This is a genomic window from Halomonas sp. HK25, assembly GCF_047795635.1.
Classification (GTDB): domain Bacteria; phylum Pseudomonadota; class Gammaproteobacteria; order Pseudomonadales; family Halomonadaceae; genus Halomonas.
On sequence record NZ_CP181044.1, the window covers coordinates 168,899 to 194,677 of the forward strand.

Genomic DNA, 25,779 nt, shown 5'->3' on the forward strand with positions numbered 1-25,779 from the left:
ATATAGCCAGAGACACGTCGCCCCTCGTCACCTTTATTCTGCGGGAAGCACCATGCCCAAGCGTACCGACATCCAGAGCATCCTGATCATTGGCGCCGGCCCCATCGTCATCGGCCAGGCGTGCGAATTCGACTACTCCGGCGCCCAGGCCTGCAAGGCGCTGCGCGAGGAGGGCTACCGGGTCATCCTGGTCAACTCCAACCCGGCCACCATCATGACCGACCCGGCCATGGCTGATGCCACCTATATCGAGCCGATCACCTGGCAGGTGGTGGAGAAGATCATCGAGGCCGAGCGCCCGGACGCCATCCTGCCCACCATGGGCGGCCAGACCGCCCTCAACTGCGCACTGAACCTCGAAAAGCACGGCGTGCTGGCCAAGTACGGCGTGGAGATGATCGGTGCCAATGCCGATGCCATCAACATGGCAGAGGACCGCGACCTCTTCGACCAGGCCATGCGGCGCATTGGCCTGGAGTGCCCCAAGGCCGAGGTGGCCCACAGCATGGAAGAGGCCTGGCGTATCCAGGCCGAACTGGGGTTTCCCACCATCATTCGCCCCTCTTACACCATGGGCGGCTCCGGCGGCGGGGTGGCCTACAACAAGGAGGAGTTCGAGGAGATCTGTACCCGCGGCTTCGAGCTCTCCAGCAACCATGAGCTGCTGATCGACGAGTCGCTGCTGGGTTGGAAGGAGTACGAGATGGAGGTCGTGCGCGACAAGCACGACAATTGCATCATCGTCTGCGCTATCGAGAACTTCGACCCCATGGGCGTGCACACCGGCGATTCCATCACCGTGGCCCCGGCCCAGACGCTGACCGACAAGGAGTACCAGATCATGCGCGATGCATCGCTTGCGGTGCTGCGCGAGATCGGCGTCGAGACCGGCGGCTCCAACGTGCAGTTCGGCGTGGATCCCGACACCGGTCGCTTGGTGGTGATCGAGATGAATCCGCGGGTGTCACGCTCCTCGGCACTGGCCTCCAAGGCCACCGGCTTCCCGATCGCCAAGATCGCCGCCAAGCTGGCGGTGGGCTATACCCTGGATGAGCTGCAGAACGACATCACCGGGGGTCGCACCCCGGCCTCGTTCGAGCCCTCCATCGACTATGTGGTCACCAAGATCCCGCGCTTCACCTTCGAGAAGTTCCCCCAGGCCAACGACCGCCTCACTACCCAGATGAAATCGGTGGGCGAGGTGATGGCGATCGGGCGGACCTTCCAGGAGTCGCTGCAGAAGGCGCTGCGCGGCATGGAGACCGGCAACGACGGCCTCGATCCTATCGTCACTGACTTCACCGAGGACGCTTTGGCGCATATCAAGGGCGAGCTGCAGGCTGCCGGTGCCGAGCGTATCTTCTTCGTGGCCGACGCCATGCGTGCGGGGATGAGCGTTGAGGAGATCTTCGCGCTGACCAAGATCGACCGCTGGTTTCTGGTGCAGATCGAGGACCTGGTGGCCACCGAGGCCGAGGTGGCCAGGCGCTCGCTCTCCGAGCTCGATGCTCGGGAGTTGTTCCGGCTCAAGCGCAAGGGCTTCTCGGACGCGCGGCTGGCCAGTCTGCTCGGCGTCTCCGAGAAGGAGTTCCGCAAGACCCGCCAGGAGGCCGGCATCCGCCCGGTCTACAAGCGGGTGGATACTTGCGCCGCCGAGTTCGCCTCGGATACCGCCTATATGTACTCCACCTATGAGGAGGAGTGCGAGGCCGATGTCAGCGATCGCAAGAAGATCATGGTGCTGGGCGGCGGGCCCAACCGCATCGGCCAGGGCATCGAGTTCGACTACTGCTGCGTCCACGCCGCCTTCGCCATGCACGACGACGGCTATGAGACCATCATGGTCAACTGCAACCCGGAGACGGTCTCCACCGACTATGACACCTCGGATCGCCTCTATTTCGAGCCGGTCACGCTCGAAGACGTGCTGGAGATCGCCGACAAGGAGCAGCCGGTGGGCGTGATCGTGCAGTTCGGCGGCCAGACCCCGCTGAAGCTGGCTCGCGAGCTGGAGGCCGCCGGGGTGCCGATCATCGGCACCACCCCGGACGCCATCGACCGCGCCGAGGACCGTGAGCGCTTCCAGCAGATGATCGAGAAGCTGGGCCTCAAGCAGCCGCCCAACGCCACCGCGCGCAGCTTCGAGGAGGCCTTCGCCAAGGCCGAGGCCATCGGCTACCCGCTGGTCGTGCGTCCCAGCTACGTGCTGGGCGGCCGCGCCATGGAGATCGTCTACGATGCCTCGGAGCTGGAGAACTACATGACCCACGCGGTCAAGGTCTCCAACGATTCCCCGGTGCTGCTCGACCACTTCCTCAACGCCGCCATCGAGATCGACATCGATGCGGTCAGCGACGGCAAACAGGTGGTGATCGGCGGCATCATGCAGCATATCGAGCAGGCCGGGGTGCACTCCGGCGACTCCGCCTGCTCGCTGCCGCCCTACTCGCTGCCCGCCGAGGTGCAGGACGAGATGCGCGATCAGGTCAGGCAGATGGCCGTGGAGCTGGGCGTCAAGGGTCTGATGAACGTGCAGCTGGCCTGGCAGGACGGCGAGATCTACGTCATCGAGGTCAATCCGCGTGCCTCGCGTACCGTCCCCTTCGTCTCCAAGTGCATCGGCACCTCCCTGGCCCAGATCGCCGCCCGCTGCATGGCCGGCACCAGCCTCGAGGCGCAGGGCTTCACCCGCGAGATTGTGCCGCACTTCTTCAGCGTCAAGGAGGCGGTCTTCCCGTTCAACAAGTTCCCGGGCGTCGACCCGATCCTGTCGCCGGAGATGAAGTCCACCGGCGAGGTGATGGGCAGTGGCGACACCTTCGCCGAGGCCTTCTACAAGGCTCAGCTGGGCGCCGGCGAGGCGATTCCGCCCGTCGATGGCGACCGCAAGGCGTTTCTCTCGGTGCGCGAGCCCGACAAGGCCGGTGTTATCGAGGTGGCGCGTTCTCTGGTAACATTGGGCTTCACCCTGTGCGCGACCCGCGGTACCGCCGCCGCCCTCAAGGCCGCCGGTATCGACGTCGAGGTCGTGAACAAGGTCTTCGAAGGCCGTCCGCATATCGTCGATCTGCTCAAGAATGACGACATCGCCTATATCGTCAATACCACCGAGGGTCGCCAGGCGATCCAGGACTCCTCGGTGATCCGCCGCACCGCGCTTGCCCGCAAGGTTCCCTACGCCACCACCCTGGCAGGGGCCAGTGCCGTTTGCATGGCGCTGGCGTATGGCAACGAGATCACGGTGCGGCGGCTTCAGGATTTGCATGCAGGAGCTGCACAATGAACAAGGTCCCGATGACTGTTGTCGGAGAGGCGCGTCTGCGCAAGGAGCTCGAGCAGCTCAAGAGCGAGGCGCGCCCGAGGGTGATTGCCGCCATCGCCGAGGCTCGTGAGCACGGTGATCTCAAGGAGAACGCCGAGTACCATGCCGCTCGCGAGCAGCAGGGCTTCATCGAAGGGCGCATCCAGGAGATCGAGGGCAAGCTGGGTAGCGCCCAGGTGATCGACGTCACCAAGCTGCCCCGGACCGGCAAGGTGATCTTCGGCGTCACCGTGGAGCTGATCAACCTCGATACCGACGAGCAGGTGCGGTATCGCATCGTCGGGGAGGACGAGGCCGACATCAAATCCGGGCTGATCTCGGTCACCTCACCCATCGCCCGCGCCCTGATCGGCAAGGAGGAGGGCGATGTGGTGGTGGTCAAGACCCCCGGCGGCAACGTCGAGTACGAGATTGGCGGCGTCCAGCACCTCTGACCCAAGCTCGAAGCCTTAAGCTGGAAGCTTGAAGAAAAACACCCCCGCAGCCTGGCTGCGGGGGTGTTTCGTATGACGGCTGGTGAGTCATGCTGGCTTCCAGCTTCCAGCTTCCAGCTTCCAGCTTCCAGCTTCCAGCTTCCAGCTTCCAGCTTCCAGCTTCCAGCTCGCGCGAAGCGTGGTCAGTGCCGGCCGTGATGCCCCTCGAAGCGCTGGACGTTGGAGAGCTTCGGATTGACCTGCGGGTTGCGGCGATAAAGCAGCGCCATCTTGCCGATGGTCTGCACCAGCTCGGCGCCGCTGACGGCAACCAGTTCCTGCAGCATGGCGGCGCGGTCGTCGCGCTCCGGCAGGGCCAGCTTCACCTTGATCAGCTCATGGTCGGAGAGCGCCCGGTTGAACTCCGCCAGCACTCCCTCGGAGATGCCGTTCTCGGAGACCGTCACCACCGGGTTCAGGTGGTGGCCGATGCTGCGAAATGCCTTCTTTTGTGCCTGTGACAAGCTCATGGTATCTTGCGTCTTCCCGGTTGCGCGCAGCCGATCATAGTACGCGTAAATTGCCATGCCGAAAATGGCCTTGGTGAAATGTTGCCCAGCGCAGCTCCGGGCCTGGCTCCGTTTCGAAGGGCCGGCCAAAGCCGCTGTGCCTCCCGCATGTCGCTCCAGCGCCTGTCCGTTATCCTCCACATCCTGGTGATGCCGTGGCTCGTTCCCGCACAACATCCCCCGCTCCCGGCAAGGCGCCGGCCAGCAAGAGCTCTGTCATCAAGAGCCCGGTCAGCAAGACCAGCAAGGGCTGGCTGAAGGAGCACTTCGACGACCAGTACGTTCAGCGCGCCTGGCAGGAGGGCTACCGCTCCCGGGCCAGCTACAAGCTGCTGGAGTTGGACGACAAGGATCGCCTCTTCAAGCCCGGCATGACGGTGATCGACCTGGGCGCCGCCCCCGGCGGTTGGAGCCAGGTGGCGGCCGAGAAGGTGGGCTCCGAGGGGGTGGTGATCGCCTCCGACATCCTCGAGATGGACGCCCTTGCCGGCGTCGACTTCCTTCAGGGGGACTTCACCGAGGAGGCCGTCCTCGAGGCGATTCTCGGCGTGCTGGGCGAGCGTCCGGTGGACCTGGTGATGTCCGACATGGCTCCCAACATGAGTGGCATGGCCGCCATCGACCAGCCCCAGGCGATGGTCCTGGTGGAACTGGCGCTGGACCTGGCCGGTCAGACCTTGCGTCCCGGTGGCACCTTCCTGGCCAAGGTGTTCCAGGGCCAAGGCTTCGACGAATACCTGAAGATCCTGCGCGAGCGCTTTACCCGGGTGGTGACCCGCAAGCCGGGCGCTTCCCGGGCACGCTCTCGCGAGGTCTACCTGCTGGCGCAGGGCTTCCGCGGCTGATGGCGACAGACCGCCCCGATAGGCCTGGCCTACCGGGGTGATTGCCGGACAGCGGTGCGCAACTGTGTCAAAGTGGCGCCCGAGGTGGACCGTCCGCGCCGAGGCGCCGGCGGTGGCCGAACGCGGCCTGCTCATGTAGTGTCCAATGTGCCAGGCGCATATGTGGCCGACAGATTACTGATACTGAGGGTAGTCCCTTGAACGATATGGCGAAGAACTTGATTCTGTGGTTGGTCATCGCGGCAGTGCTGCTGACGGTGTTCAACAACTTCAGCGTCGACAGCTCACCTCAGTCGATGAACTATTCCCAGTTCGTCCAGCAGGTGCAGAACCAGCAGGTGCGCAGCGTCACCATCGACGGCTACAAGATCAGCGGCGAGCGCACCGACGGCTCCTCGTTCCAGACCATTCGCCCCGCGGCGGAGGATCCCAAGCTGATCGACGACCTGCTCTCCAATAGCGTCACCGTGGTGGGCAAGGAGCCGGAACAGCAGAGCATCTGGACACGGCTGTTGATCGCCAGCTTCCCGATTCTGCTGATCCTGGCGATCTTCATGTTCTTCATGCGCCAGATGCAGGGCGGCGGCGCCGGTAAGGGCGGGCCGATGAGCTTCGGCAAGTCCAAGGCCAAGCTGCTCTCCCAGGACCAGATCAAGACGACCTTCGCCGACGTGGCGGGCTGCGACGAGGCCAAGGAGGAGGTCGAGGAACTGGTCGATTTCCTGCGTGATCCCACCAAGTTCCAGCGCCTCGGCGGCACCATACCCCGCGGCGTGCTGATGGTGGGCCCGCCGGGCACCGGCAAGACGCTGCTCGCCAAGTCCATCGCCGGCGAGGCCAAGGTGCCGTTCTTCTCGATCTCCGGTTCCGACTTCGTCGAGATGTTTGTCGGCGTGGGCGCCTCCCGCGTTCGCGACATGTTCGAGCAGGCCAAGAAGCAGGCGCCCTGCATCATCTTCATCGACGAGATCGATGCCGTGGGCCGTTCCCGCGGGGTTGGCATGGGCGGCGGCAACGACGAGCGCGAGCAGACCCTCAACCAACTGCTGGTGGAGATGGACGGCTTCGAGGCCAACGAGGGCATCATCGTCATCGCTGCCACCAACCGCCCCGACGTGCTGGACCCCGCGCTGATGCGCCCGGGCCGCTTCGACCGCCAGGTGGTGGTGCCGCTGCCCGATATTCGTGGCCGCGAGCATATCCTCAACGTTCACCTGCGCAAGGTGCCGCTGGCCGATGACGTCAAGCCGTCCCTGATCGCCCGCGGCACCCCGGGCTTCTCCGGCGCCGACCTGGCCAACCTGGTCAACGAGGGCGCGCTGTTCGCCGCGCGGCGCAACAAGCGCCTGGTGGGCATGGAGGAGTTGGAGCTGGCCAAGGACAAGATCATGATGGGCGCCGAGCGCCGCTCCATGGTCATGACCGAGAAGGAGAAGCTCAACACCGCCTACCACGAGTCTGGCCATGCCATCATCGGCCTGGTGGTGCCGGAGCACGATCCGGTCTACAAGGTGACCATCATCCCACGTGGCCGCGCCTTGGGCGTGACCATGTTCCTGCCCGAGCAGGATCGCTACAGCCTGTCGCGCCAGCAGATCCTCAGCCAGATCTGCTCGCTGTTCGGCGGCCGCATCGCCGAGGAGATGACCCTGGGGCCCAACGGGGTGACCACGGGGGCCTCGAATGACATCAAGCGCGCCACCGAACTGGCCCACAACATGGTCGCCAAGTGGGGCCTCTCCGATGAGATGGGGCCGATCATGTACGACGAGGACGAGTCTCACCAGTTTCTCGGCGCTCCGGGCCAGGGTGGCAGCAAGATGAAGTCCGGCGAGACCATCTCCAAGCTCGACAAGGAGGTGCGCAAGGTGATCGACGGCTGCTACGACCAGGCGCGCCAGATCCTCGAGGAGAACCGCGACAAGCTCGACGCCATGGCCGAGGCGCTGATGAAGTACGAGACCATCGATGCCGAGCAGCTCAAGGACATCATGGAAGGCCGTGAGCCGCGCCCGCCCAAGGACTGGGAGGACGGTGACTCCTCCGGCCCCGGCGCCCCGGTGACCGAAGAGCCCGCCGCCGAGGCGGCGCCGGAGGCCCCGGACGAGGTCGACGGCGACGAGGAGGATGACGACGAGCCCCACCGTCGCCCCTCCGACCCGCTGGGCGGGCCTGCCGGCTCCTGAGCCCGCTGCCTCCCCCCTGTGCCAGGCGCCCCTTTTGGGGCGCCTGCGCATTGTAAGTCCCGTCAATCCCCGTCTCGCACACCCCCAGGCTCCGATAGATGATGAATTCGACCTCTGCCCCCCTGATCTGCGGCCGCCACCGGCTCGACCTCACCTTCCCCCGGGTGATGGGAATCCTCAACGTCACCCCCGACTCCTTCTCCGACGGTGGCCGCCATGTGGCCCGGGAGGATGCCCTGCGTCACGCCGAGCGCATGCTGGCCGAGGGGGCGGCGATCATCGACGTGGGCGGTGAGTCGACCCGGCCGGGCGCCGACGTAGTCTCACCCCAGCAGGAGCTCGACCGGGTCGCGCCGGTGGTGGAGGCGCTGGTGCGTGAATTGGACGCCCTGGTCTCGGTGGATACCAGCTGCCCCGAGGTGATCCGCGAGAGTGCGGCCCTGGGTGCCGGCATGATCAATGATGTGCGCTCCCTGGAGCGCGAGGGAGCGCTGGCCGCGGCCATTAGCGCCGGCCTGCCGGTGTGCCTGATGCACCGCCAGGGGGAGCCCCGCGACATGCAGCAGGCGCCCCGCTATGATGTGCCCATCGAGGAGGCGGTCGCCGACTATCTCGCCGAACGTGTCGCCGCCTGCGAGGCCGGCGGCCTGCGCCGCGAGCGCCTGCTGGTCGATCCGGGCTTCGGCTTCGGCAAGACCGTGGAGCACAATCTGCGTCTGCTCAATCGCCTGGAGCGGCTGGCCACGCTCGAGCTGCCGCTGCTGGTTGGCATGTCGCGCAAGAGCATGATCGGCAAGGTGCTGGAGCGTCCGGTGGAGGAGCGCCTGCCCGGCGGGCTGGCGTTGACGGCCCTGGCGGTGGAGCGCGGCGCTCGCATCCTGCGCGTCCACGATGTGGCCCCCAGCGTGGATGCGGTGAACATGACCTGGGCCGTACTCAAGGAAGGATGCTGATGACACGACGCTATTTTGGCACCGACGGGATCCGCGGCACCGTCGGCGAGCCCCCTATCACGGCGGATTTCATGCTCAAGCTCGGCTGGGCCACCGGCCGCGTGCTGGCCGCGCGCGCCGGCAAGCGCCGCCCGCGAGTGCTGATCGGCAAGGACACCCGGATCTCCGGCTACATGTTCGAGTCGGCCCTGGAGGCGGGGCTCTCCGCCGCCGGCGTGGACGTGGCCCTGCTGGGCCCCATGCCGACGCCCGGCATCGCCTACCTGACCCGCACCTTCCGTGCCGATGCCGGCATCGTGATTTCGGCGTCGCACAACCCCTTCGCCGACAACGGCATCAAGTTCTTCTCCACCGCGGGGGCCAAGCTGGATGACGCCCTCGAGGCGGAGATCGAGGGGATGCTCGATGAGCCGCTGACCACGGTGGCGGCAGACCGGCTCGGCAAGGTGGCGCGCATCGATGATGCCGCCGGGCGCTATATCGAGTTCTGCAAGTCCACGGTGCCGGATCGGGTCAGCCTCACCGGCCTGAAGGTGGTGCTGGACTGCGCCCATGGCGCGACCTACCACATCGCGCCCAGCGTGTTCCGCGAGCTGGGCGCCGAGGTAAGCCTGATTGGGGCGAGCCCGGACGGCCTCAACATCAACAAGGAGGTCGGCTCCACTCATCCGGCAGCGCTGCGCGCCGCGGTGATCCAGCAGGGCGCCGACCTCGGCGTGGCCTTCGACGGGGACGGCGACCGGGTGCTGCTGGTGGATGCCGACGGTCGCGAGATTGACGGCGACGACATTCTCTACCTGATCGCCCGTGACCGCCACGCCCGGGGCGCACTGGGCGGTGGCGTGGTGGGTACCCTGATGTCCAACTTCGGCCTGGCGGCGGCCTTCGAGGAGATGGGTGTGCCCTTCGAACGCGCGAGGGTGGGCGACCGCTACGTGATGGAGCGCCTGGCCAGCAAGGGCTGGCAGCTCGGCGGCGAGTCCTCGGGGCACATCGTCTGCGGCCATGTGCAGACCACCGGCGACGGTATCGTCTCGGCGTTGCAGGTGCTGGCGATCATGGTCCGCGAGGACAAGCCGCTGCAGCGCCTGCTGGCCGGCCTGGAGAAGGCACCCCAGGCGCTGGTCAATGTCCGCCTCACCCCGGGCAGCAAGGCCGCGATACTCATGGAGCGCCCGGAACTCCAGGCGGCGGTGGCCGAGGTGGAGGCCGAACTGGGCGACGAGGGTCGCGTGCTGCTGCGACCCTCCGGCACCGAGCCGCTGATCCGGGTGATGGTGGAGGGCCGCCCTCATCTGGATGTGGACGGCCTGGCGCGTCGCATCGCCGCCGAGGTCGAGGCGCTATTGGCCTGAGCGGGCCGGTTGTCTTGACAGGGCCGCTCCTATACCATTTCGCACCACCTTGAAAGAGAACAGTCGATGCGTACCCCGCTGCTTGCCGGCAACTGGAAGATGAATGGCTCGGCCGATCTAGTCGAGGCCTTCGGTCGTGCCTTTGCCGAGGCCGAGCTGCCGGAGGGAGTCGAGGTCGTGGTCTTTCCTCCGTTTCCCTACCTGGAAGCGGCGCAGCGCGCCTTCGCCGACACCCCGCTGCGGCTTGGCGCCCAGTCGCTCAATCCGCTGCATTCCGGGGCACATACCGGCGAGGTGAGCGGCCGCATGCTGTGCGAGTTCGGCGTGCGCTATGCCCTGGTGGGGCACTCCGAGCGCCGCCAGCTCTACCGCGAGGGTGATGAGCAGGTCTTCGATCGCCTGCTGGCCGCCCTCAGCGTCGGCCTGACGCCGGTGCTCTGCGTGGGGGAGACCCTCGAGGAGCGCGACGCTGGTCAGACCATGGAGGTGGTGCTGCGCCAAGTGGGCTACGCGATGTCACGCCTGGAGCCTGAACAGCGCTCGCGCGTCCTGATCGCCTACGAGCCGGTGTGGGCCATCGGTACCGGTCGCACTGCCACGCCGGAGCAGGCTCAGGAGGTAATGGCCGGCATTCGTGACTACCAGGCCAGTTACAACCGGAAGCTGGCCGAAGGGCTCCGACTTCTCTACGGGGGGAGCATGAACGTCGGCAATGCCGCCGAGCTGCTCGCCCAACCCGATATCGACGGCGGCCTGGTGGGCGGTGCCTCACTCAAGGTCGACGATTTCCTAGCCATCTGTCAGTCAGCAGGTTGATTCCATGCAAGTTGCCATTCTCATGATCCACGTGGTGATCGCCATCGCCCTGGTCGTCCTCGTCCTGCTGCAACAGGGCAAGGGCGCCGAAGCCGGCGCCGCCTTCGGTGGCGGTGCCTCCCAGACCGTATTCGGTTCTCGCGGCAGCGGTGGCTTCCTGGCGAAGTTCACCGCCTTCCTGGCCGCCGCCTTCTTCGCCACCTCCCTGGCCCTGGCCTGGTATGCCTCCCAGGCGAGCCAGGCACCCGAGGCCGGCATTCCCGATTCGCGCCTGATCGAGCAGCAGCGCAGCGTTCCAACCCTTGACGACAGTGCCCAGGGTATGGATAATGCAGCGCCAGTGCTGGAGGGAAGCGACGACTAGGTCGCTTGGCAGTTTCCAGCCTCCCCTGATGCCGAAGTGGTGGAATTGGTAGACACGCTATCTTGAGGGGGTAGTGGCCGTATGGCCGTGCGGGTTCAAGTCCCGCCTTCGGCACCATCTGATATACCGCAGCGTTTCTTGCGCAAGCAAGGCGGTCTTTCATAAAAGCGGGATTGGCATAGCGGTGGTATCCCTTGACGAAAGTCATGGCGATGTGTAAGATCACCGACCTAGATTGATGCGGGGTGGAGCAGTCTGGTAGCTCGTCGGGCTCATAACCCGAAGGTCATCGGTTCAAATCCGGTCCCCGCTACCATCTTCCGGACAGCCGCCTTTCGAATCTCAGCGATTGCGCTAGGGTTTGAAGAGAAGGGGCAGCCAAGTCGCCGGAGTGGTATAGAGATTTCTTGTAAAAGCCCCTTCCTGTGAAGGGGCTTTTTGTTAGCAGCGTGCAGGGTGCCAAGCGCTCGCCGCTGTTCCGGGCAACGCCAATCAGCCACCTGACTTTCCCGTTTACTCCCGGCCAGGTGCCTGATGCAACGGCTGTAGGAGCGATTTTTTCGTGGCAATCAAGGATGCTGCACTGCACGCAATGATCGAACCCGTGGTTACCGCCATGGGCTTCGAACTGTGGGGCATCGATTTTCTATCCCACGGCAAGCACTCCCGTCTGGTGATCTATATCGATCACGAGAATGGCGTCAGCGTCGACGACTGCGCCGACATCAGCCGCCAGGTGAGTGCCATATTCGACGTCGAGGACCCGGTCCGCGGCGAGTATCGCCTTGAGGTCTCCTCTCCGGGGATGGATCGTCCGCTCTACACCCTCGATCAGTTTTCCCGCTATCGCGGCCACGATGTGGCGCTGAAGCTGCGGGTACCCTTCGAGGGGCGGCGCAAGTTCCAGGGCCTGCTGGCCGGAGTCGAGGGCGATGAGGTGCTGCTCCAGGTCGAGGGTGAGGAGTACTGCTTTCCGATCGACAGCATCGACCAGGCACAGGTGGTGCCGCGGTTCGATGACAAGGTTTGATGGTCAAGTTTCATGGTCAAGATTGATGACCAGGCCACCGGTCGGCACGGCTGGATGAGCATGAGGCTCGAGGACAGGTTTTCTGGCGAGGCAATGGCATGAGCAAAGAGATTCTGGCGGTCGTTGAAACGATCTCCAACGAAAAAGGAGTTCCCCGCGAGGTGATCTTCGAGGCCGTCGAGGCGGCCCTGGCCAGCGCGTCCCGCAAGCGTTTCGAGGACGAGGAAGCCAGCGTGCGGGTGCACATTGATCGCCGCACCGGTGATTACGAGACCTTCCGCCGCTGGGCGGTGGTAGAAGACGACGACTTCGACGGCCCCGACCACGAGATCAAGCTCACCTTTGCCGAGCGTCGCGACCCCCCCCTGGGGCTGGGCGATGTGGTCGAGGAGAAGATCGAGAACGCCGACTTCGGCCGGATCGCCGCCCAGACCGCCAAGCAGGTCATCGTACAAAAGGTGCGCGAGGCTGAGCGGGCCGAGGTGGTGCGCCTCTACGCCGATCGCGAAGGCGATCTGGTCTCCGGCATCGTCAAGAAGACCACCCGCGACGGCCTGATCATCGACCTGGGCGAGAACGCCGAGGCCTTCCTGCCCCGCGGTGAGATGATTCCCGGCGAGCGCTACCGCATGAACGAACGGGTTCGCGCGCTGCTGGTCAAGGTGGATCCCGAGGCCCGCGGCGCTCAGCTGATCCTCTCGCGGACCTGCCCGGAGCTGATCATCGAGCTGTTCAGCATCGAGGTCCCGGAGATCGCCGAGCAGCTCATCGAGATCAAGGGCGCCGCTCGTGACCCCGGTTCTCGGGCCAAGATCGCCGTCAAGACCAACGATCGGCGCATCGACCCGGTGGGAGCCTGTGTGGGCATGCGCGGTTCCCGTGTCCAGGCGGTCTCCGCGGAGCTGCAGAACGAGCGCGTGGATATCGTGCTGTGGGATGACAATCCTGCTCAGCTGGTGATCAATGCCATGGCGCCGGCGGACGTCGCTTCCATTCTCGTCGACGAGGACGCCCACGCCATGGATGTGGCGGTCGCCGAAGACAACCTGGCCCAGGCCATCGGTCGTAGCGGTCAGAACGTGCGCCTGGCCTCCGAGCTCACCGGCTGGCGGATCAATGTCATGACCGAGGCCGACGCCGAGACCAAGCGCGACCAGGAGGTCGACAGCCTGGTCGAGCACTTCATCCAGCACCTGGATATCGACGACGATGTCGCGCGCCTGCTGGTTGAGGAAGGCTTCACCTCTCTGGAGGAGATCGCCTACGTGCCGGTGGAAGAGATGCTCGAGATCGAGGAGTTCGACGAGGAGACCATCGAGGAGCTGCGCGCTCGCGCCAAGGACGAGCTGCTCAACCTGGCCATCGCCTCCGAGGAGGAGCTCGATGGCGCCCAGCCGGCCGACGACCTGCTGGAGATGGACGGCATGGAGCGCCACCTGGCCTTCATCCTGGCCAGCCGCGGGATCGTCACCATGGAGGATCTTGCCGAGCAGTCCGTCGATGACCTGTTGGACATCGAGGGGATAGACGAGGAGCGCGCCGCGGCACTGATCATGACCGCCCGTGCGCCCTGGTTTGAACACGAGTAGCTCGAAGGCGAATGGCGCGACAGGCGCCAAGTCCGGCACCGACTGGCCGGGCGACAGTATTCGAAGCGAAGAATTGGGGTCACGGGCTCAGGAGGGTCGTAATGTCAGAGATGACCGTTAAGGATTTTGCAGCGAAGGTGGGGCGCGATGTGCCTCGTCTGCTGGAACAGATGAAAGAGGCCGGTCTCGGCCAGAAGTCCGAAGTCGATGCGGTGTCCGAGGAGGACAAGCGCCGGCTGCTGGACTATCTCACCAAGAGCCACGGCGGAGACACCAGCGCCGCGGCACCGAAGAACCGCATTACCCTGACGCGCAAGACGCGTAGCCGCATCAACACCGGCGAGCGGGGCAAGACCATCGAGGTGCAGGTGCGCAAGAAGCGCACCTACGTCAAGCGTGCCGAGGACGATGTGGCGCCGGAGCCGGTGGAAGATGCCGGGCCGCGCCAGCTGGTCGGTGACATGGCCGACTCCCAGCAGGCCCGGGCCGAGCAGGAAGCCCGCGACGCCGAGGTCGCCAAGACTCGCGCTGCCGAGGAGTCCGCCCGCGAGGCCGCGGCCAAGCTCGAAGCCGAGAAGGCCGTTGCCGAGCCGCAGATTCCGGTGCCGGAACTGGTGGAGCAGCCGGCCGGTGACGAGCCGCCCGCGCCGCCCAAGGAGGGTCGCTCCGACCGCCGCACCGCACCGCCCAAGAAGACCGCCGCCAAGAAGGGGCGTCATGAGCGCGACGATGACGATCGCGATGAGCGTCGTCGTGGCGGAGCCAAGAAGGCCAAGCGCGCCGAGCGTCGCGGCGGTCGTCGCGGTGGCTCCCCGGGCGGCGGCAAGCACGGCTTCCAGAAGCCGACTCAGCCGATCGTCCGCGAGGTCTCCATCCCCGAGTCGATCAGCGTCGCCGAACTGGCCGACAAGATGTCGATCAAGGCGAACGAGGTCATCAAGGCCATGTTCAACATGGGCGCGGCGGTGACCATCAATCAGACCATCGATCAGGACACCGCGGCCATCGTCGTCGAGGAGATGGGCCACAAGCCCAAGCTGATCAAGGATGACGCTCTCGAGACCGAGATGCTCGAAGGCATCTCCTACGAGGGCGAGGAGATCACCCGCTCACCGGTGGTCACCGTCATGGGTCACGTCGACCACGGCAAGACCTCGCTGCTCGACTACATCCGCAAGGCCAAGGTGGCCACCGGTGAGGCTGGCGGCATCACCCAGCACATCGGTGCCTATCACGTCGAGGATGAGCACGGTGGCGTGACTTTCCTGGATACCCCGGGCCACGCGGCGTTCACCGCCATGCGTGCCCGCGGTGCCAAGGCCACCGACGTGGTCATCCTGGTGGTGGCCGCCGACGATGGCGTGATGCCCCAGACCATCGAGGCGATCGAGCACTCCCGGGCGGCCGAGGTGCCCATGGTGGTGGCGGTCAACAAGATCGACAAGCAGGGCATCGATCTGGACCGGATCAAGAACGAGCTCTCCCAGCACGGCGTGATCTCCGAGGAGTGGGGCGGCGACACCCAGTTCGTGCACGTCTCCGCGCATACCGGCGAAGGCATCGAGGACCTGCTGGAGGCGATCCAGCTGGTCTCCGAGGTGCTCGAGCTGAAGGCGGTTCCGGAAGCGCCCGGCAAGGGCGTGGTGGTCGAGTCGCGCCTGGACAAGGGCCGCGGCCCGGTGGCTACCGTACTGGTTCAGAACGGCACCCTGAAGAAGGGCGACATCGTGCTCGCCGGCCTGCATTACGGTCGCGTACGTGCGCTGACCAACGAGCTGGGCAAGCAGGTCGACGAGGTCGGTCCCGCCATGCCAGTGGAGATCCAGGGCCTCGACGGCACCCCGGATGCCGGTGACGACTTCATGGTCGTGGCCGACGAGAAGAAGGCCCGCGAGGTCGCCAACTTCCGTCAGGGCAAGTACCGCGAGGTGCGCCTGGCGCGCCAGCAGAAGGCCAAGCTGGAGAACATGTTCAGCCAGATGGGCCAGGACGAGGTGGCCAAGGTCAACGTCGTGCTCAAGGCCGACGTCCAAGGCTCGCTGGAAGCGATCAAGGGCGCCCTGGAAGAGCTCTCCACCGACGAGGTACAGGTGGCTGTGGTCTCCTCCGGGGTCGGTGGCATCACCGGCACCGATGCCAACCTGGCGCTGGCCTCCGAGGCCATCGTGATGGGCTTCAACGTGCGTGCCGACGCCGCCGCCCGCGAGATCATCGAGCGTGAAGGCCTGGATCTGCGCTACTACAGCGTCATCTATCAGCTGATCGACGAGGTCAAGCAGGCCATGACCGGCATGCTGGCGCCGGAGTGGAAGGAAGAGATCGTCGGCGTGGCCGAGGTCCGTGACGTCTTCCGTGCACCGAAGATTGGCGCCGTGGCAGGCTGCATGGTGGTCGAGGGCAGCGTCTTCCGTAACAAGAAGATCCGCGTGCTGCGCGACAACGTGGTGATCTACGAGGGCGAACTCGAGTCGCTGCGCCGCTTCAAGGACGATGTCCAGGAAGTGCGCAACGGCATGGAGTGTGGCATCGGTGTGAAGAACTACAACGATGTCCAGGTCGGCGACAAGATCGAGGTCTTCGACCAGATCAAGGTCGAGCGTACCCTCTAAAGGCTCGAGGAGTCGTTCATGCGCGAGTTCAAGCGAACCGATCGGGTGGCCGACCAGCTCCAGAAGGAGCTGGCGGTGCTCATCCAGCGCGAGGTCAAGGACCCGCGGCTGGGGATGGTCACGGTCAGCGGCGTCGAGGTCAGTCGTGACCTCGGCTATGCCGACGTCCATGTGACCATCCTGGGCGAGGACACCCCGGAGCGAATCAAGGAGAACCTCAAGGTTCTCAAGCAGGCCGCGGGCTTCCTGCGTGGCCAGGTCGCTCGGCGCATCAAGCTGCGTCACGTGCCGGAGCTGCGCTTCCACTATGACGAGAGCGTGGTGCGGGGCCAGCGGCTCTCCTCGCTGATCCAGGAGGCGGTGGCCAGCGACCGCTCCCTGCAAGGTGACGAGGGCGAGGATGCGGGCACCGAGGACGAGTCCGGCAGCGACAGCGGGCGCGACTGATGGCGCGTCGGCGTCGCGGCCTGCCGGTCAACGGGGTGCTGCTGCTGGACAAGCCCATGGGGGCGTCCAGCAATCACGCCCTGCAGCGTGCCCGGCGGCTGTTCCAGGCCCAGAAGGCCGGTCATACCGGCACCCTGGACCCCATGGCCACCGGGCTGCTGCCGGTCTGCTTCGGTGAGGCGACCAAGTTTTCCGCCCACCTGCTGGCCGCCGACAAGGTCTACTGTACCCGGGTCGAACTGGGCGCGGTGACCGATACCGGCGACGCCGAGGGTGAGGTGGTCGAGCGCCGCGCTGTGCCCCGACTGACCGAGGCCGACGTAGAGGGCGTGCTCGAGCGCTTCCGCGGCGAGATCGACCAGGTGCCGCCGATGTACTCGGCACTCAAGCACCAGGGGCGCAAGCTCTACGAGCTGGCCCGTGAAGGCAAGTCGATCGAGCGTGCAGCACGGCGCGTGACGGTGTATGATGCGCGGCTTCTCGCCTTCGAGGGCGAGGCCTTCGAGTTGGAAGTGAAGGTCAGCAAGGGCACCTATGTGCGCACCCTGGCCGAGGATATCGGCGGGGCTCTGGGCACCGGTGCACATATCAGTGCGCTGCGCCGCCTGGAGACAGGCCCCTTCACGGCGAAGGGGATGCTGACCCTCGAGGCCCTGGAGGCGCTCCCCGACCAGGTCGCCCGGGAGGCGACGCTGCTGCCTGTCGACGTGCTGGTCGCGCATCTGCCGAGACTCGAGCTGGACGCCTCGGCGGCAGCTCGTCTGACCCTGGGTCAGGCGGCTCGGACCGATGCCTCGGGCATCGGCATTGGCGAGACGGCAAGACTCTACTGCGACGGGGCCTTCCTGGGCCTCGGCGCGGTCACGGCGCCACAGGAGGTGGCACCGAAACGGCTACTGAGCAGCGCAGCCGATTAAGGGAGAAACGCCCGAGACTGCAAATATGCGTGGTCTCACACACACATCATTCAGGCATATTGCTTACTGGAGAGACAGATGGCACTCACAGCCGAACAGAAGGCCACAATCGTCAACGAATTCGGTCGTGGCGACAACGATACCGGTTCCCCCGAAGTGCAGGTTGCCCTGCTGAGCGCCAACATCGATGGCCTGCAGGACCACTTCAAGACCAACAAGCAGGATCACCACTCCCGCCGTGGCCTGATCCGCATGGTCAACCAGCGCCGCAAGCTGCTGGACTACCTGAAGCGCAAGGACTTCGAGCGCTATCAGGCACTTATCCAGCGTCTGGGCCTGCGCCGCTAAGCGACGCACCCAAGCGGTAGAGAAACGGGCAGCCTTCGGGCTGCCCGTTTTGCGTCTGTGGGGCCGAAATGTCGCTAGCCGGTGGCCGCGGGGCGCGTCAACCCCTAAAATGGTCGCCGAGTCGAAACGAACCAAACACAGAAAAGTAACGTTGAAGGAAGTCGCCGTGAATCCGGTCAAGAAGACATTTCAGTACGGTCGCAGCACCGTCACCATGGAAACCGGGCGCATCGCCCGCCAGGCCACCGGTGCCGTGATGGTCACCATGGACGACACCGTGGTGCTGTGCACCGTGGTGGCCAAGAAAGAGGCCAATCCCGCTCAGCCCTTCTTCCCGCTGGGTGTGTTCTATCAGGAGAAGACCTACGCAGTCGGCAAGATCCCCGGCGGCTTCTTCAAGCGCGAGGGGCGTCCCACCGAGAAGGAGACCCTCACCTCGCGGCTGATCGACCGCCCGATCCGTCCGCTATTCCCCAAGGGCTTCATGAACGAGGTGCAGGTCGTCTGCACGGTGCTCTCCACCGACCGCAACCATGATCCGGATATCGCGGCGCTGCTGGGCACCTCTGCGGCCCTGGCCATCTCCGGGGTGCCGTTCAAGGGCCCGATCGGCGCGGCCCGCGTTGGCTTCGATGAGGAGAAGGGTTACTTCCTCAACCCCACCGTCGAGGAGCTGGCGAAATCCGAGCTGGACATGGTGGTGGCCGGTACCGAGAAGGCGGTGCTGATGGTGGAGTCCGAGGCCAAGGAGCTGCTCGAGGACGAGATGCTCGGTGCCGTGCTCTATGGCCATATGGAGATGCAGGTGGCCATCAAGGCCATCAGCGAGCTGGTCGCCGAGGCCGGCAAGCCGAAGTGGGACTGGCAGCCGGCAGCCGAGAACACCGAGCTCAAGGCCGCCGTGGCCAGCGCCTACGAGGCCAAGGTAGGCGAGGCCTATCGCCTCACCGACAAGATGGTCCGTCAGGATGCGCTCTTCGCCCTCAAGGCTGCGGCCGTGGAGCAGCTGGCCGGTGAAGAGGAAGGCAAGTTCGGCACCGATGAGGTGAAGGGTGCCTTCGCCGCGCTGGAGAAGCGCGTGGTGCGCTCCCGCGTGGTCAAGGGCGAGCCGCGCATCGACGGCCGCGACCACAAGACCGTACGTCCGCTGGCCATCGAGGTGGGCAGCCTGCCCAAGACCCACGGCTCGGCGATCTTCACCCGCGGCGAGACCCAGGCCATCGTGGTCGCTACTCTGGGTACCCTGCGCGACTCCCAGCTGATCGAGTCGCTGGAGGGCGAGCGCAAGGACCGCTTCCTGCTGCACTACAACTTCCCCCCCTACTGCGTGGGCGAGGCCGGCTTCATGGGCGGCCCCAAGCGTCGCGAGATCGGCCATGGCCGCCTGGCGCGCCGTGGCGTGCAGGCCATGCTGCCCGACGATGCCGAGTTCCCCTACACCATCCGCGTGGTCTCCGAGATCACCGAGTCCAACGGTTCCAGTTCCATGGCCTCGGTGTGCGGCACGTCGCTGGCGCTGATGGACGCCGGCGTGCCGATGAAGGCCCCGGTGGCGGGGATCGCCATGGGCCTGGTCAAGGACGATAGCGGCTTCGCTGTGCTGACCGATATCCTGGGTGACGAGGACCACCTCGGCGACATGGACTTCAAGGTGGCCGGTTCCTCCGAGGGCGTGACCGCCCTGCAGATGGACATCAAGATCGAGGGCATCAACGAGGAGATCATGGAGCAGGCTCTGCAGCAGGCCCTGGAGGCTCGCCTCAGCATCCTCGAGCAGATGAACACGGTGATCGGCCAGAGCCGCACCGAGGTCTCCGAGAACGCTCCCTCCATGGCGACCATCAAGATCGCCCCGGACAAGATCCGCGACGTCATCGGCAAGGGTGGCGCCACCATCCGCAAGATCTGCGAAGATACCGGCGCCTCCATCGACCTGGACGACGACGGCACCGTGCGCATCTACGCCGAGGACAAGGCGGCGGCCAAGCGGGCCATCGATACCGTGCTGGCGATCACCGCCGAGGCTGAGATCGGCAAGCTCTACCTGGGCAAGGTGGCCCGTATCGCCGACTTCGGGGCCTTCGTCAACATCATGCCGGGCACCGACGGCCTGGTGCATATCTCCCAGATCGTGCCGGAGCGGGTCAACGACGTGCGTGACTTCCTCAACGAGGGTGACGAGGTCGTGGTCAAGGTGCTCGACATCGACAACCGCAACCGGGTGAAGCTCACCATCAAGGAGATCACCCCGGAAGAGAAGGCGGCGTTCGAGGCCGAGGCGGCCGCCGAGCCCGCGCTGTAAGCGACCGCCTTCGGCGAGCTGAAAGCTTGAAGCTGGAAGAAAATCCGCCCCCGCAGCCTGGCTGCGGGGGCGGATTCTTTTAGGCTTGTCTTCGAGCTTCGAGCTTCGAGCTTCGAGCTTCGAGCTTCGAGCTTCGAGCTTCGAGCTTCGAGCTTATCTTTCGATCGCGAGTGCGACCCCCTGCCCGCCGCCGATGCACAGGGTCGCCAGGCCCTTCTTGGCGTCGCGGGCGATCATCTCGTGCAGCAGGGTGACCAGCACGCGGCAGCCAGAGGCGCCGATGGGGTGACCCAGGGCGATGGCGCCGCCGTTGACGTTGACCTTGCTGACATCCCAGCCCAGCTCCTTGTTGACGGAGAGCGCCTGGGCGGCGAAGGCCTCGTTGGCCTCGACCAGGTCGAGGTCGTCCAGGCTCCAGCCGGCCTTCTCCAGGCAGCGACGGGTGGCCGGGGCCGGGCCGATGCCCATGATCGCCGGGTCGACGCCGGCGTTGCTGTAGGCGGCGATGCGCGCCAGCGGCTCCAGGCCCAGGGCCTTGGCCTTCTCGGCGGAGCAGAGCATCACCACGGCGGCGCCGTCGTTGAGGGAGGAGGCGTTGCCGGCGGTGATGGTGCCATCCTTCTTGAAGGCGGGGCGCATGCCGCCGAGCTTCTCGGCGCTCACGTCACGCGGGCCCTCGTCGGTGTCGAAGACGACGGGGTCGCCCTTGCGCTGGGGGATCTCCACCGGGACGATCTGGCTCTTGAACTTGCCGTCACGGATGGCGGCGGAGGCCTTCTGCTGGGAGGCGGCGGCGAACTCGTCCATCGCCTCGCGGGTGATGCCGTACTTCTCCGCCAGATTCTCGGCGGTGATGCCCATGTGGTAGTTGTTGAAGGCGTCCCACAGGCCGTCATGGACCATGGTGTCGATGGCTTTCCAGTCGCCCATGCGCTGGCCGTTGCGGGAGTTGGGCAGCACGTGGGGCGAGGCTGACATGTTCTCCTGGCCGCCGGCCAGGATCAGCTCGGCGTCGCCGCAGCGGATCGCCTGGGTGGCGAGGTGCAGCGCCTTGAGGCCGGAGCCGCACACCTTGTTGATGGTCATGGCGGGGACGGCGTCGGGCAGGCCGGCCTTGATGGCGGCCTGGCGGGCCGGGTTCTGGCCCACGCCGGCGGTGAGCACCTGGCCCAGCAGCACTTCGTCGACCTGGTCGCCCGACACGCCGGTGGTGGCGAGCAGGTCCTTGATCACCAAAGCGCCCAGGTCGCTGGCGGGAATGCCGGCCAGTGAGCCGCCGAAGGTGCCGATGGCAGTGCGGCGTGCGGCAACGATCACCACTTCTTGCATGGGAGTGTTCTCCTGTATGGGATGACGAGCTTGCGGCCTTGTCGCGGCAGCCGGACACGACCGGGGAGTCCCAGCATAGGGGACGCTTGTGCGTCGCGGCAATGCTTCCATGGCCGCATGTCCGGAGTAGCGTGCAGACGGGCAGGCGATGTCGGTACCCCGAGAGGGGATGCCGTGACAAACATCAGGCCATCTGCACGGGAATCGCGTGGCTGGTGTGGCTGATGGCGTTGCCTTCCTGAAGGTAGATCAGCGCCGGCTGGTGGTTCTCCAGCTCCGCGTGGCCGTAGTGGGCGTAGCTGCAGATGATCACGCGATCACCGGGGCCGGCCAGGTGGGCGGCGGCGCCGTTGATGGAGATCACCTTCGAGCCCTCCTCGGCACGGATGGCGTAGGTGGTGAATCGCTGGCCGTTCTCGACGTTGTAGATCTGGATCTGCTCGTTCTCGCGGATGCCGGACATGTCGAGCAGCTCGCCGTCGATGGCGCAGGAGCCCTCGTAGTTGAGCACGGCATGGGTGACGCGGGCCATATGCAGCTTGGCCTTGAGCATGATGGTGAACATGGAAGTGTGGTCCTCCGAAAGCGAATGGGCGCGGCGCGTCAGCGCGGCAGGGTCAGGGTCAGGTTGTCGATCAGCCGGGTCGTGCCCAGGCGGGCGGCGACCAGCAGCACGGCCTCGCGGGTCGTCCGTGTGACGGGGCCCAGGTCGACCGCGCGCAGTTCCAGGTAGTCCGGCGCGAAGCCGGCCTCCTGCAGGCGGGCGTACCCGCTGGCCAGGGTCGGCCCGGTCGCCTCGCCGGCCTCAAGGGTCTGGCGCAGTTCGCACAGGGTCTGGTAGAGCCGCGGCGCCGTGGCGCGCTGTTCGGTACTCAGATAGCCGTTGCGGGATGAGAGCGCCAGGCCGTCGTCGGCGCGCACGATGGGTACGCCGACGACCTCGATGGGGAAGTGCAGGTCGGCCACCATGCGGCGGATCACCGCCAACTGCTGGTAGTCCTTCTCTCCGAAGCAGGCGATGTCGGGCTGCACCAGGTTGAAGAGCATGCCGACGACGGTGGAGACTCCGTCGAAGTGGCCGGGTCGTGAGGCGCCACACAGCCCCTCGCTGACGTCGGGCACCACAATGCGGGTCTGGGCCTCGAGCCCGCGCGGGTAGACGGTGGCGGTCTCGGGGGCGAACAGCAGGTCGCAGCCGGCCGCCTCCAGTCCGGCCTGATCCTCCTCGAGGGTGCGCGGGTAGGCATCCAGGTCCTCACCCGCCCCGAACTGCATGGGATTGACGTAGATGGTGGCGATTACCACCTCGGCGCGCTCGCGGGCCGCTGCGACCAGCGCCAGGTGGCCGTCGTGCAAGTTACCCATGGTGGGGACCAGGGCGATACGCTCGCCGCGACGGCGAACGTCTGCCAGCGTCTCGCGCATGGCGGGGATCTCTCTGAGGGTGCGCATTGCGGGGCTCCATGGCTAGAAGCAGTGTTCCTCGGCGGGGAAGCGCCGGGCCTTGACGTCCTCGTGGTAGCGCCGAAAGGCGCCCTGAATGTCATCGGTCTCGGCCATGAAGTTCTTGACGAAGCGCGGCTTGCGGCCGGCGGTGACGTTCAGGATGTCATGCATGACCAGGATCTGACCGTCGGTGTCGGGGCCTGCTCCGATACCGATCACCGGTACGTCCAACGCCTCGGTGATGGCCCGGCCCAGGCTCGCCGGCACGCACTCCAGCAGGATGACCGAGGCACCGGCCTCCGCCAGGATGCGGGCATCCTCGAGGATCTGGGTGGCGCGCTCGGCCTCGCGGCCCTGCACCTTGTAGCCGCCCAACTGGTAGACCGTCTGCGGGGTGAGGCCCAGGTGGGCGCAGACCGGTACGCCGCGGCGGGTCAGCTCGCGGATGCCCTCCGCCATCCATGCCTCGCCTTCCACCTTGACCAGCTCGGCGCCGGCGCGCATCAGCTCGCCGGCGTTCTCCAGCAGTCGCTCGGTGCTGGCATTGCCCATGAAGGGCAGGTCGACCATCAGCAGGCTCGCTCCCTTGCCGCGGGACACACAGCGCGTGTGGTAGCAGATCTCCTCGAGGGTCACCGGCAGGGTGCTGGCGTGGCCCTGCAGGACCATGCCCAGGGAGTCGCCGACCAGCAGCACCTCGATGCCGGCGTCGCTGGCGACTCGAGCGAAGGAGGCGTCATAGGCGGTCAGGCAGCTGAAGGACTCACCGGCGCGCTTGAAGGCCTGCAGCGTGCTCAGGGTGACGGTTTTCATGGCGTGCTCTCATCGTTGTGGCAGCAGGGGAGGCGCAAGCTGATGTCTCGTCCCGCCGTTAATCGCGCTGAAAGAATGGCGCTGAAAGTAACCTGTGATTGTTACCCGAACCGCCGGGGCGTGTCGATAGGTAACATTTTTTCGGCAAGATCATGCTCGCGGTAACAGCGGCCTAAGGCCGTCAGTCTCGAGGATATCGGCCGCTGCCGCCAGACGGCGGCCGTCCGGCAGCGTAAGTGCCGGCGCCACCTCCAGCAGTGGCACTACCACGAAGGCGCGATGCGTTAGTTCGGGATGCGGAACGACGAGGCGCGGCAGGGCCAGTACGCTGTCATCGAACAGTAGCAGATCCAGGTCCAGGGTGCGGGGCCCCCAGCGGCGCGCGCGGATCCTGCGGTGGCGCTGCTCCAGGGCCTGCAGCTGATCGAGCAGCGCCAGCGGCGAGAGGCGGGTCTCCAGTAGCGCCACGGCGTTGATGAAGTCAGGCTGATCCTGGGGGCCGAGCGGTCGACTGGCGTAGCAGCGTGAGGCGCTCAGGCGGCGGGTGAGCGGCAGGCGGTCGAGCTCCTCGAAGGCCTGTTCGATGTGACGCCGTGGATCGTCCAGATTGCTGCCCAGGCCGACCCAGGCGCGATGCGAGCTCATGCGTTGCCGTTGTCGCCGCCGTTATCACCACGCGGCTTGCGACGCCGGCGACGCCGGCGACGCCGTTTGCGCGGTGCGCCGCTGCCGGCGGGGTTGGCGCCGACCTTGTCCAGCAGACGGCGCTGGTCATGCTCGTCGGCGTTCTGGAAGGCGGTCCACCAGTCGCCGAGACCCGGCTCGAGCTCGCCGGCGGCCTCGCGCAGCAGCAGCAGGTCGTAGGCAGCCCGGAAGCGAGGATGCTCGCGGGTCTGGAAGACGCGGCGGCCGCGACGCAGCGGCAGGCGCTGCTGCAAGTCCCAGATGTCACGCATCGGCAGGCTGAAACGCTTGGGGATCGAGACATGCTGTAGCTGCCGGGAGACCACCTGTTGGGAGGCTGCCTGCAGGGCCGGAATCGGCGGCATGCCGTCGCGCTCGTGATCGACCTGTCGCAGTTGCACGGGGCCCCAGAGCAGGGCGGCGAACAGGAAGGCCGGGGTGACCGGGCGCTCTTCGGCGATGCGCCGATCGGTGCTGGCCAGTGCCGCTTCCACCAGGGGCTCTGCCCAGGGTAGTTCGTCCATGGCCTCCGCGGCTTCGGGGAACAGCATCTCGAACAGACGGTATTGGCGCAGTAGCCGGAAGGTCTCGACGCCGTGCCCACCCATGAACAGCTTGAGAATCTCGTCGAACAGGCGCGCCGGGGGGATCTGCAGCAGCAGCGGGGCGAGTTCGCGGATCGGCGCCTCGGTGGCGGGGTCCAGGTGGAAGTCGAGCTTGCCCGCGAAGCGCACCGCCCGCAGCATGCGCACCGGGTCCTCGCGGTAGCGGGTCGCTGGGTCGCCGATCAGGCGCAGGGTGCGCGCCTCGATGTCGCGTACGCCGTTGGCGAAGTCGTGGATCGAGAAGTCGGCGATGCTGTAGTAGAGGGCATTGATGGTGAAGTCGCGGCGTATGGCGTCTTCCTGGATGTTGCCCCAGACGTTGTCGCGCAGCAGCAGTCCCTCGTCGGACTGCTGGGCGATATGGTCGCCATGATCGTCGCCCGGCTTGCCGCGGAAGGTGGTGACCTCGATCACCTCGCGGCCGAAGCGCACGTGCACGATGCGGAATCGTCGGCCGATGATCCGCGAGTTGCGGAACAGCGCCTTGACCTCTTCCGGCGTGGCGTCGGTGGCCACGTCGAAGTCCTTGGGCATGCGCCCGAGCAGGGAGTCGCGGATGCAGCCGCCCACCAGGTAGGCCTGGCAGCCGGCATTGTGCAGCCGATAGAGCACCTTGAGGGCGGCGTCGCTGAAGTGCTGGCGCGACACCGGGTGATCCTGGCGGGGAATGATGCGCGGCTCGGACAGGCCGGCGGCGGCGCTGTCGGGTCCGAAGAAGGACTTCAGGCGTTCGCCCGGACTCTGCAGGAAGCGGGTAAATCCTTTGAACATGCGGCGATATCGACTCGCAGTGCGGAAAAAGAGGGCTAAAGGGTACAAGTGTATCCGACCCCTGGG

The 25,779-nt window shown here is 66.0% G+C and carries 22 protein-coding genes and 2 tRNA genes; 17 read left to right on the forward strand and 7 right to left on the reverse strand.

Translation table 11 applies throughout. The features are described from left to right. The first annotated feature begins 52 nt into the window (after positions 1 to 52). On the forward strand, positions 53 to 3,283 hold the full coding sequence (carB, locus tag ACM26W_RS00770; protein WP_416138978.1) for a carbamoyl-phosphate synthase large subunit: 3,231 nt from the start codon (positions 53 to 55) through the stop codon (positions 3,281 to 3,283). Beyond that, positions 3,280 to 3,756 carry a transcription elongation factor GreA gene (gene greA, locus ACM26W_RS00775; RefSeq protein WP_416138979.1) on the forward strand — a complete coding sequence of 159 codons (477 nt, stop codon included), beginning with the start codon at positions 3,280 to 3,282 and terminating at the stop codon, positions 3,754 to 3,756. Before carB ends, greA begins: the two co-directional genes overlap by 4 nt. Positions 3,757 to 3,938: 182 nt before the next feature. Here greA and yhbY read toward each other — a convergent pair whose 3' ends face one another. Further along, positions 3,939 to 4,265, reverse strand: a complete 327-nt coding sequence (yhbY, locus tag ACM26W_RS00780) for a ribosome assembly RNA-binding protein YhbY (protein ID WP_416138980.1) — start codon at positions 4,263 to 4,265, stop codon at positions 3,939 to 3,941. 257 nt (positions 4,266 to 4,522) lie between these two features. Here yhbY and rlmE point away from each other — a divergent pair, with 257 nt between their 5' ends. From rlmE to pnp, 15 genes are all read left to right on the forward strand, one after another. Next, positions 4,523 to 5,149, forward strand: a complete 627-nt coding sequence (gene rlmE, locus ACM26W_RS00785) for a 23S rRNA (uridine(2552)-2'-O)-methyltransferase RlmE (protein ID WP_416140787.1) — start codon at positions 4,523 to 4,525, stop codon at positions 5,147 to 5,149. Positions 5,150 to 5,346: 197 nt separating this feature from the next. Next, positions 5,347 to 7,335 (forward strand): ATP-dependent zinc metalloprotease FtsH, encoded by a 1,989-nt coding sequence (ftsH, locus tag ACM26W_RS00790; RefSeq protein ID WP_416138981.1) that lies wholly within the window; start codon positions 5,347 to 5,349, stop codon positions 7,333 to 7,335. 98 nt (positions 7,336 to 7,433) lie between these two features. Beyond that, positions 7,434 to 8,288 carry a dihydropteroate synthase gene (folP, locus tag ACM26W_RS00795; RefSeq protein WP_416138982.1) on the forward strand — a complete coding sequence of 285 codons (855 nt, stop codon included), beginning with the start codon at positions 7,434 to 7,436 and terminating at the stop codon, positions 8,286 to 8,288. Then, the gene (gene glmM, locus ACM26W_RS00800) at positions 8,288 to 9,643 is read left to right on the forward strand and encodes a phosphoglucosamine mutase (protein WP_416138983.1); all 1,356 of its coding nucleotides are present in this window, start codon (positions 8,288 to 8,290) and stop codon (positions 9,641 to 9,643) included. Before folP ends, glmM begins: the two co-directional genes overlap by 1 nt. A gap of 66 nt (positions 9,644 to 9,709) precedes the next feature. Then, positions 9,710 to 10,459 (forward strand): triose-phosphate isomerase, encoded by a 750-nt coding sequence (gene tpiA, locus ACM26W_RS00805; RefSeq protein ID WP_416138984.1) that lies wholly within the window; start codon positions 9,710 to 9,712, stop codon positions 10,457 to 10,459. 4 nt (positions 10,460 to 10,463) lie between these two features. After that, positions 10,464 to 10,823: a preprotein translocase subunit SecG gene (secG, locus tag ACM26W_RS00810; RefSeq protein ID WP_416138985.1), complete on the forward strand. Its 360-nt coding sequence runs from the start codon at positions 10,464 to 10,466 to the stop codon at positions 10,821 to 10,823. Positions 10,824 to 10,853: 30 nt separating this feature from the next. Further along, positions 10,854 to 10,940, forward strand: a tRNA-Leu gene (locus ACM26W_RS00815). A gap of 122 nt (positions 10,941 to 11,062) precedes the next feature. Continuing rightward, positions 11,063 to 11,139 (forward strand) — tRNA-Met (locus tag ACM26W_RS00820). A 246-nt stretch (positions 11,140 to 11,385) separates the two neighbouring features. Beyond that, positions 11,386 to 11,853 carry a ribosome maturation factor RimP gene (rimP, locus tag ACM26W_RS00825; RefSeq protein WP_416138986.1) on the forward strand — a complete coding sequence of 156 codons (468 nt, stop codon included), beginning with the start codon at positions 11,386 to 11,388 and terminating at the stop codon, positions 11,851 to 11,853. A 98-nt stretch (positions 11,854 to 11,951) separates the two neighbouring features. Then, the gene (gene nusA, locus ACM26W_RS00830; RefSeq protein ID WP_416138987.1) at positions 11,952 to 13,442 is read left to right on the forward strand and encodes a transcription termination factor NusA; all 1,491 of its coding nucleotides are present in this window, start codon (positions 11,952 to 11,954) and stop codon (positions 13,440 to 13,442) included. A gap of 101 nt (positions 13,443 to 13,543) precedes the next feature. Then, a complete protein-coding gene (gene infB, locus ACM26W_RS00835; protein ID WP_416138988.1) occupies positions 13,544 to 16,051 on the forward strand; it encodes a translation initiation factor IF-2 in 2,508 nt (835 codons plus the stop codon). An 18-nt stretch (positions 16,052 to 16,069) separates the two neighbouring features. Further along, positions 16,070 to 16,498 carry a 30S ribosome-binding factor RbfA gene (gene rbfA / locus ACM26W_RS00840; RefSeq protein ID WP_416138989.1) on the forward strand — a complete coding sequence of 143 codons (429 nt, stop codon included), beginning with the start codon at positions 16,070 to 16,072 and terminating at the stop codon, positions 16,496 to 16,498. Next, positions 16,498 to 17,415, forward strand: a complete 918-nt coding sequence (gene truB, locus ACM26W_RS00845; protein ID WP_416138990.1) for a tRNA pseudouridine(55) synthase TruB — start codon at positions 16,498 to 16,500, stop codon at positions 17,413 to 17,415. The genes rbfA and truB overlap by 1 nt, the downstream gene beginning before the upstream one ends. Before the next feature lie 78 nt (positions 17,416 to 17,493). Next, positions 17,494 to 17,763, forward strand: a complete 270-nt coding sequence (gene rpsO / locus ACM26W_RS00850) for a 30S ribosomal protein S15 (protein ID WP_290905755.1) — start codon at positions 17,494 to 17,496, stop codon at positions 17,761 to 17,763. 166 nt (positions 17,764 to 17,929) lie between these two features. After that, entirely contained in the window at positions 17,930 to 20,065 is a 2,136-nt protein-coding gene (gene pnp / locus ACM26W_RS00855) for a polyribonucleotide nucleotidyltransferase (protein ID WP_416138991.1), read from the forward strand. 153 nt (positions 20,066 to 20,218) lie between these two features. Here pnp and ACM26W_RS00860 read toward each other — a convergent pair whose 3' ends face one another. From ACM26W_RS00860 to pcnB, 6 genes are all read right to left on the reverse strand, one after another. Next, the gene (locus ACM26W_RS00860) at positions 20,219 to 21,394 is read right to left on the reverse strand and encodes an acetyl-CoA C-acetyltransferase (protein WP_416138992.1); all 1,176 of its coding nucleotides are present in this window, start codon (positions 21,392 to 21,394) and stop codon (positions 20,219 to 20,221) included. Positions 21,395 to 21,578: 184 nt separating this feature from the next. Then, positions 21,579 to 21,959, reverse strand: coding sequence for an aspartate 1-decarboxylase (gene panD / locus ACM26W_RS00865; RefSeq protein ID WP_416138993.1), 381 nt, complete (start codon positions 21,957 to 21,959; stop codon positions 21,579 to 21,581). A gap of 38 nt (positions 21,960 to 21,997) precedes the next feature. Continuing rightward, a complete protein-coding gene (gene panC / locus ACM26W_RS00870; protein WP_416138994.1) occupies positions 21,998 to 22,846 on the reverse strand; it encodes a pantoate--beta-alanine ligase in 849 nt (282 codons plus the stop codon). A 15-nt stretch (positions 22,847 to 22,861) separates the two neighbouring features. Continuing rightward, complete coding sequence (panB, locus tag ACM26W_RS00875; protein WP_416138995.1) at positions 22,862 to 23,653, reverse strand: 3-methyl-2-oxobutanoate hydroxymethyltransferase; 792 nt, start codon at positions 23,651 to 23,653, stop codon at positions 22,862 to 22,864. A 150-nt stretch (positions 23,654 to 23,803) separates the two neighbouring features. Beyond that, entirely contained in the window at positions 23,804 to 24,298 is a 495-nt protein-coding gene (folK, locus tag ACM26W_RS00880) for a 2-amino-4-hydroxy-6-hydroxymethyldihydropteridine diphosphokinase (RefSeq protein WP_416138996.1), read from the reverse strand. Further along, positions 24,295 to 25,713: a polynucleotide adenylyltransferase PcnB gene (gene pcnB / locus ACM26W_RS00885; RefSeq protein WP_416138997.1), complete on the reverse strand. Its 1,419-nt coding sequence runs from the start codon at positions 25,711 to 25,713 to the stop codon at positions 24,295 to 24,297. Before pcnB ends, folK begins: the two co-directional genes overlap by 4 nt. Positions 25,714 to 25,779 lie beyond the last annotated feature (66 nt).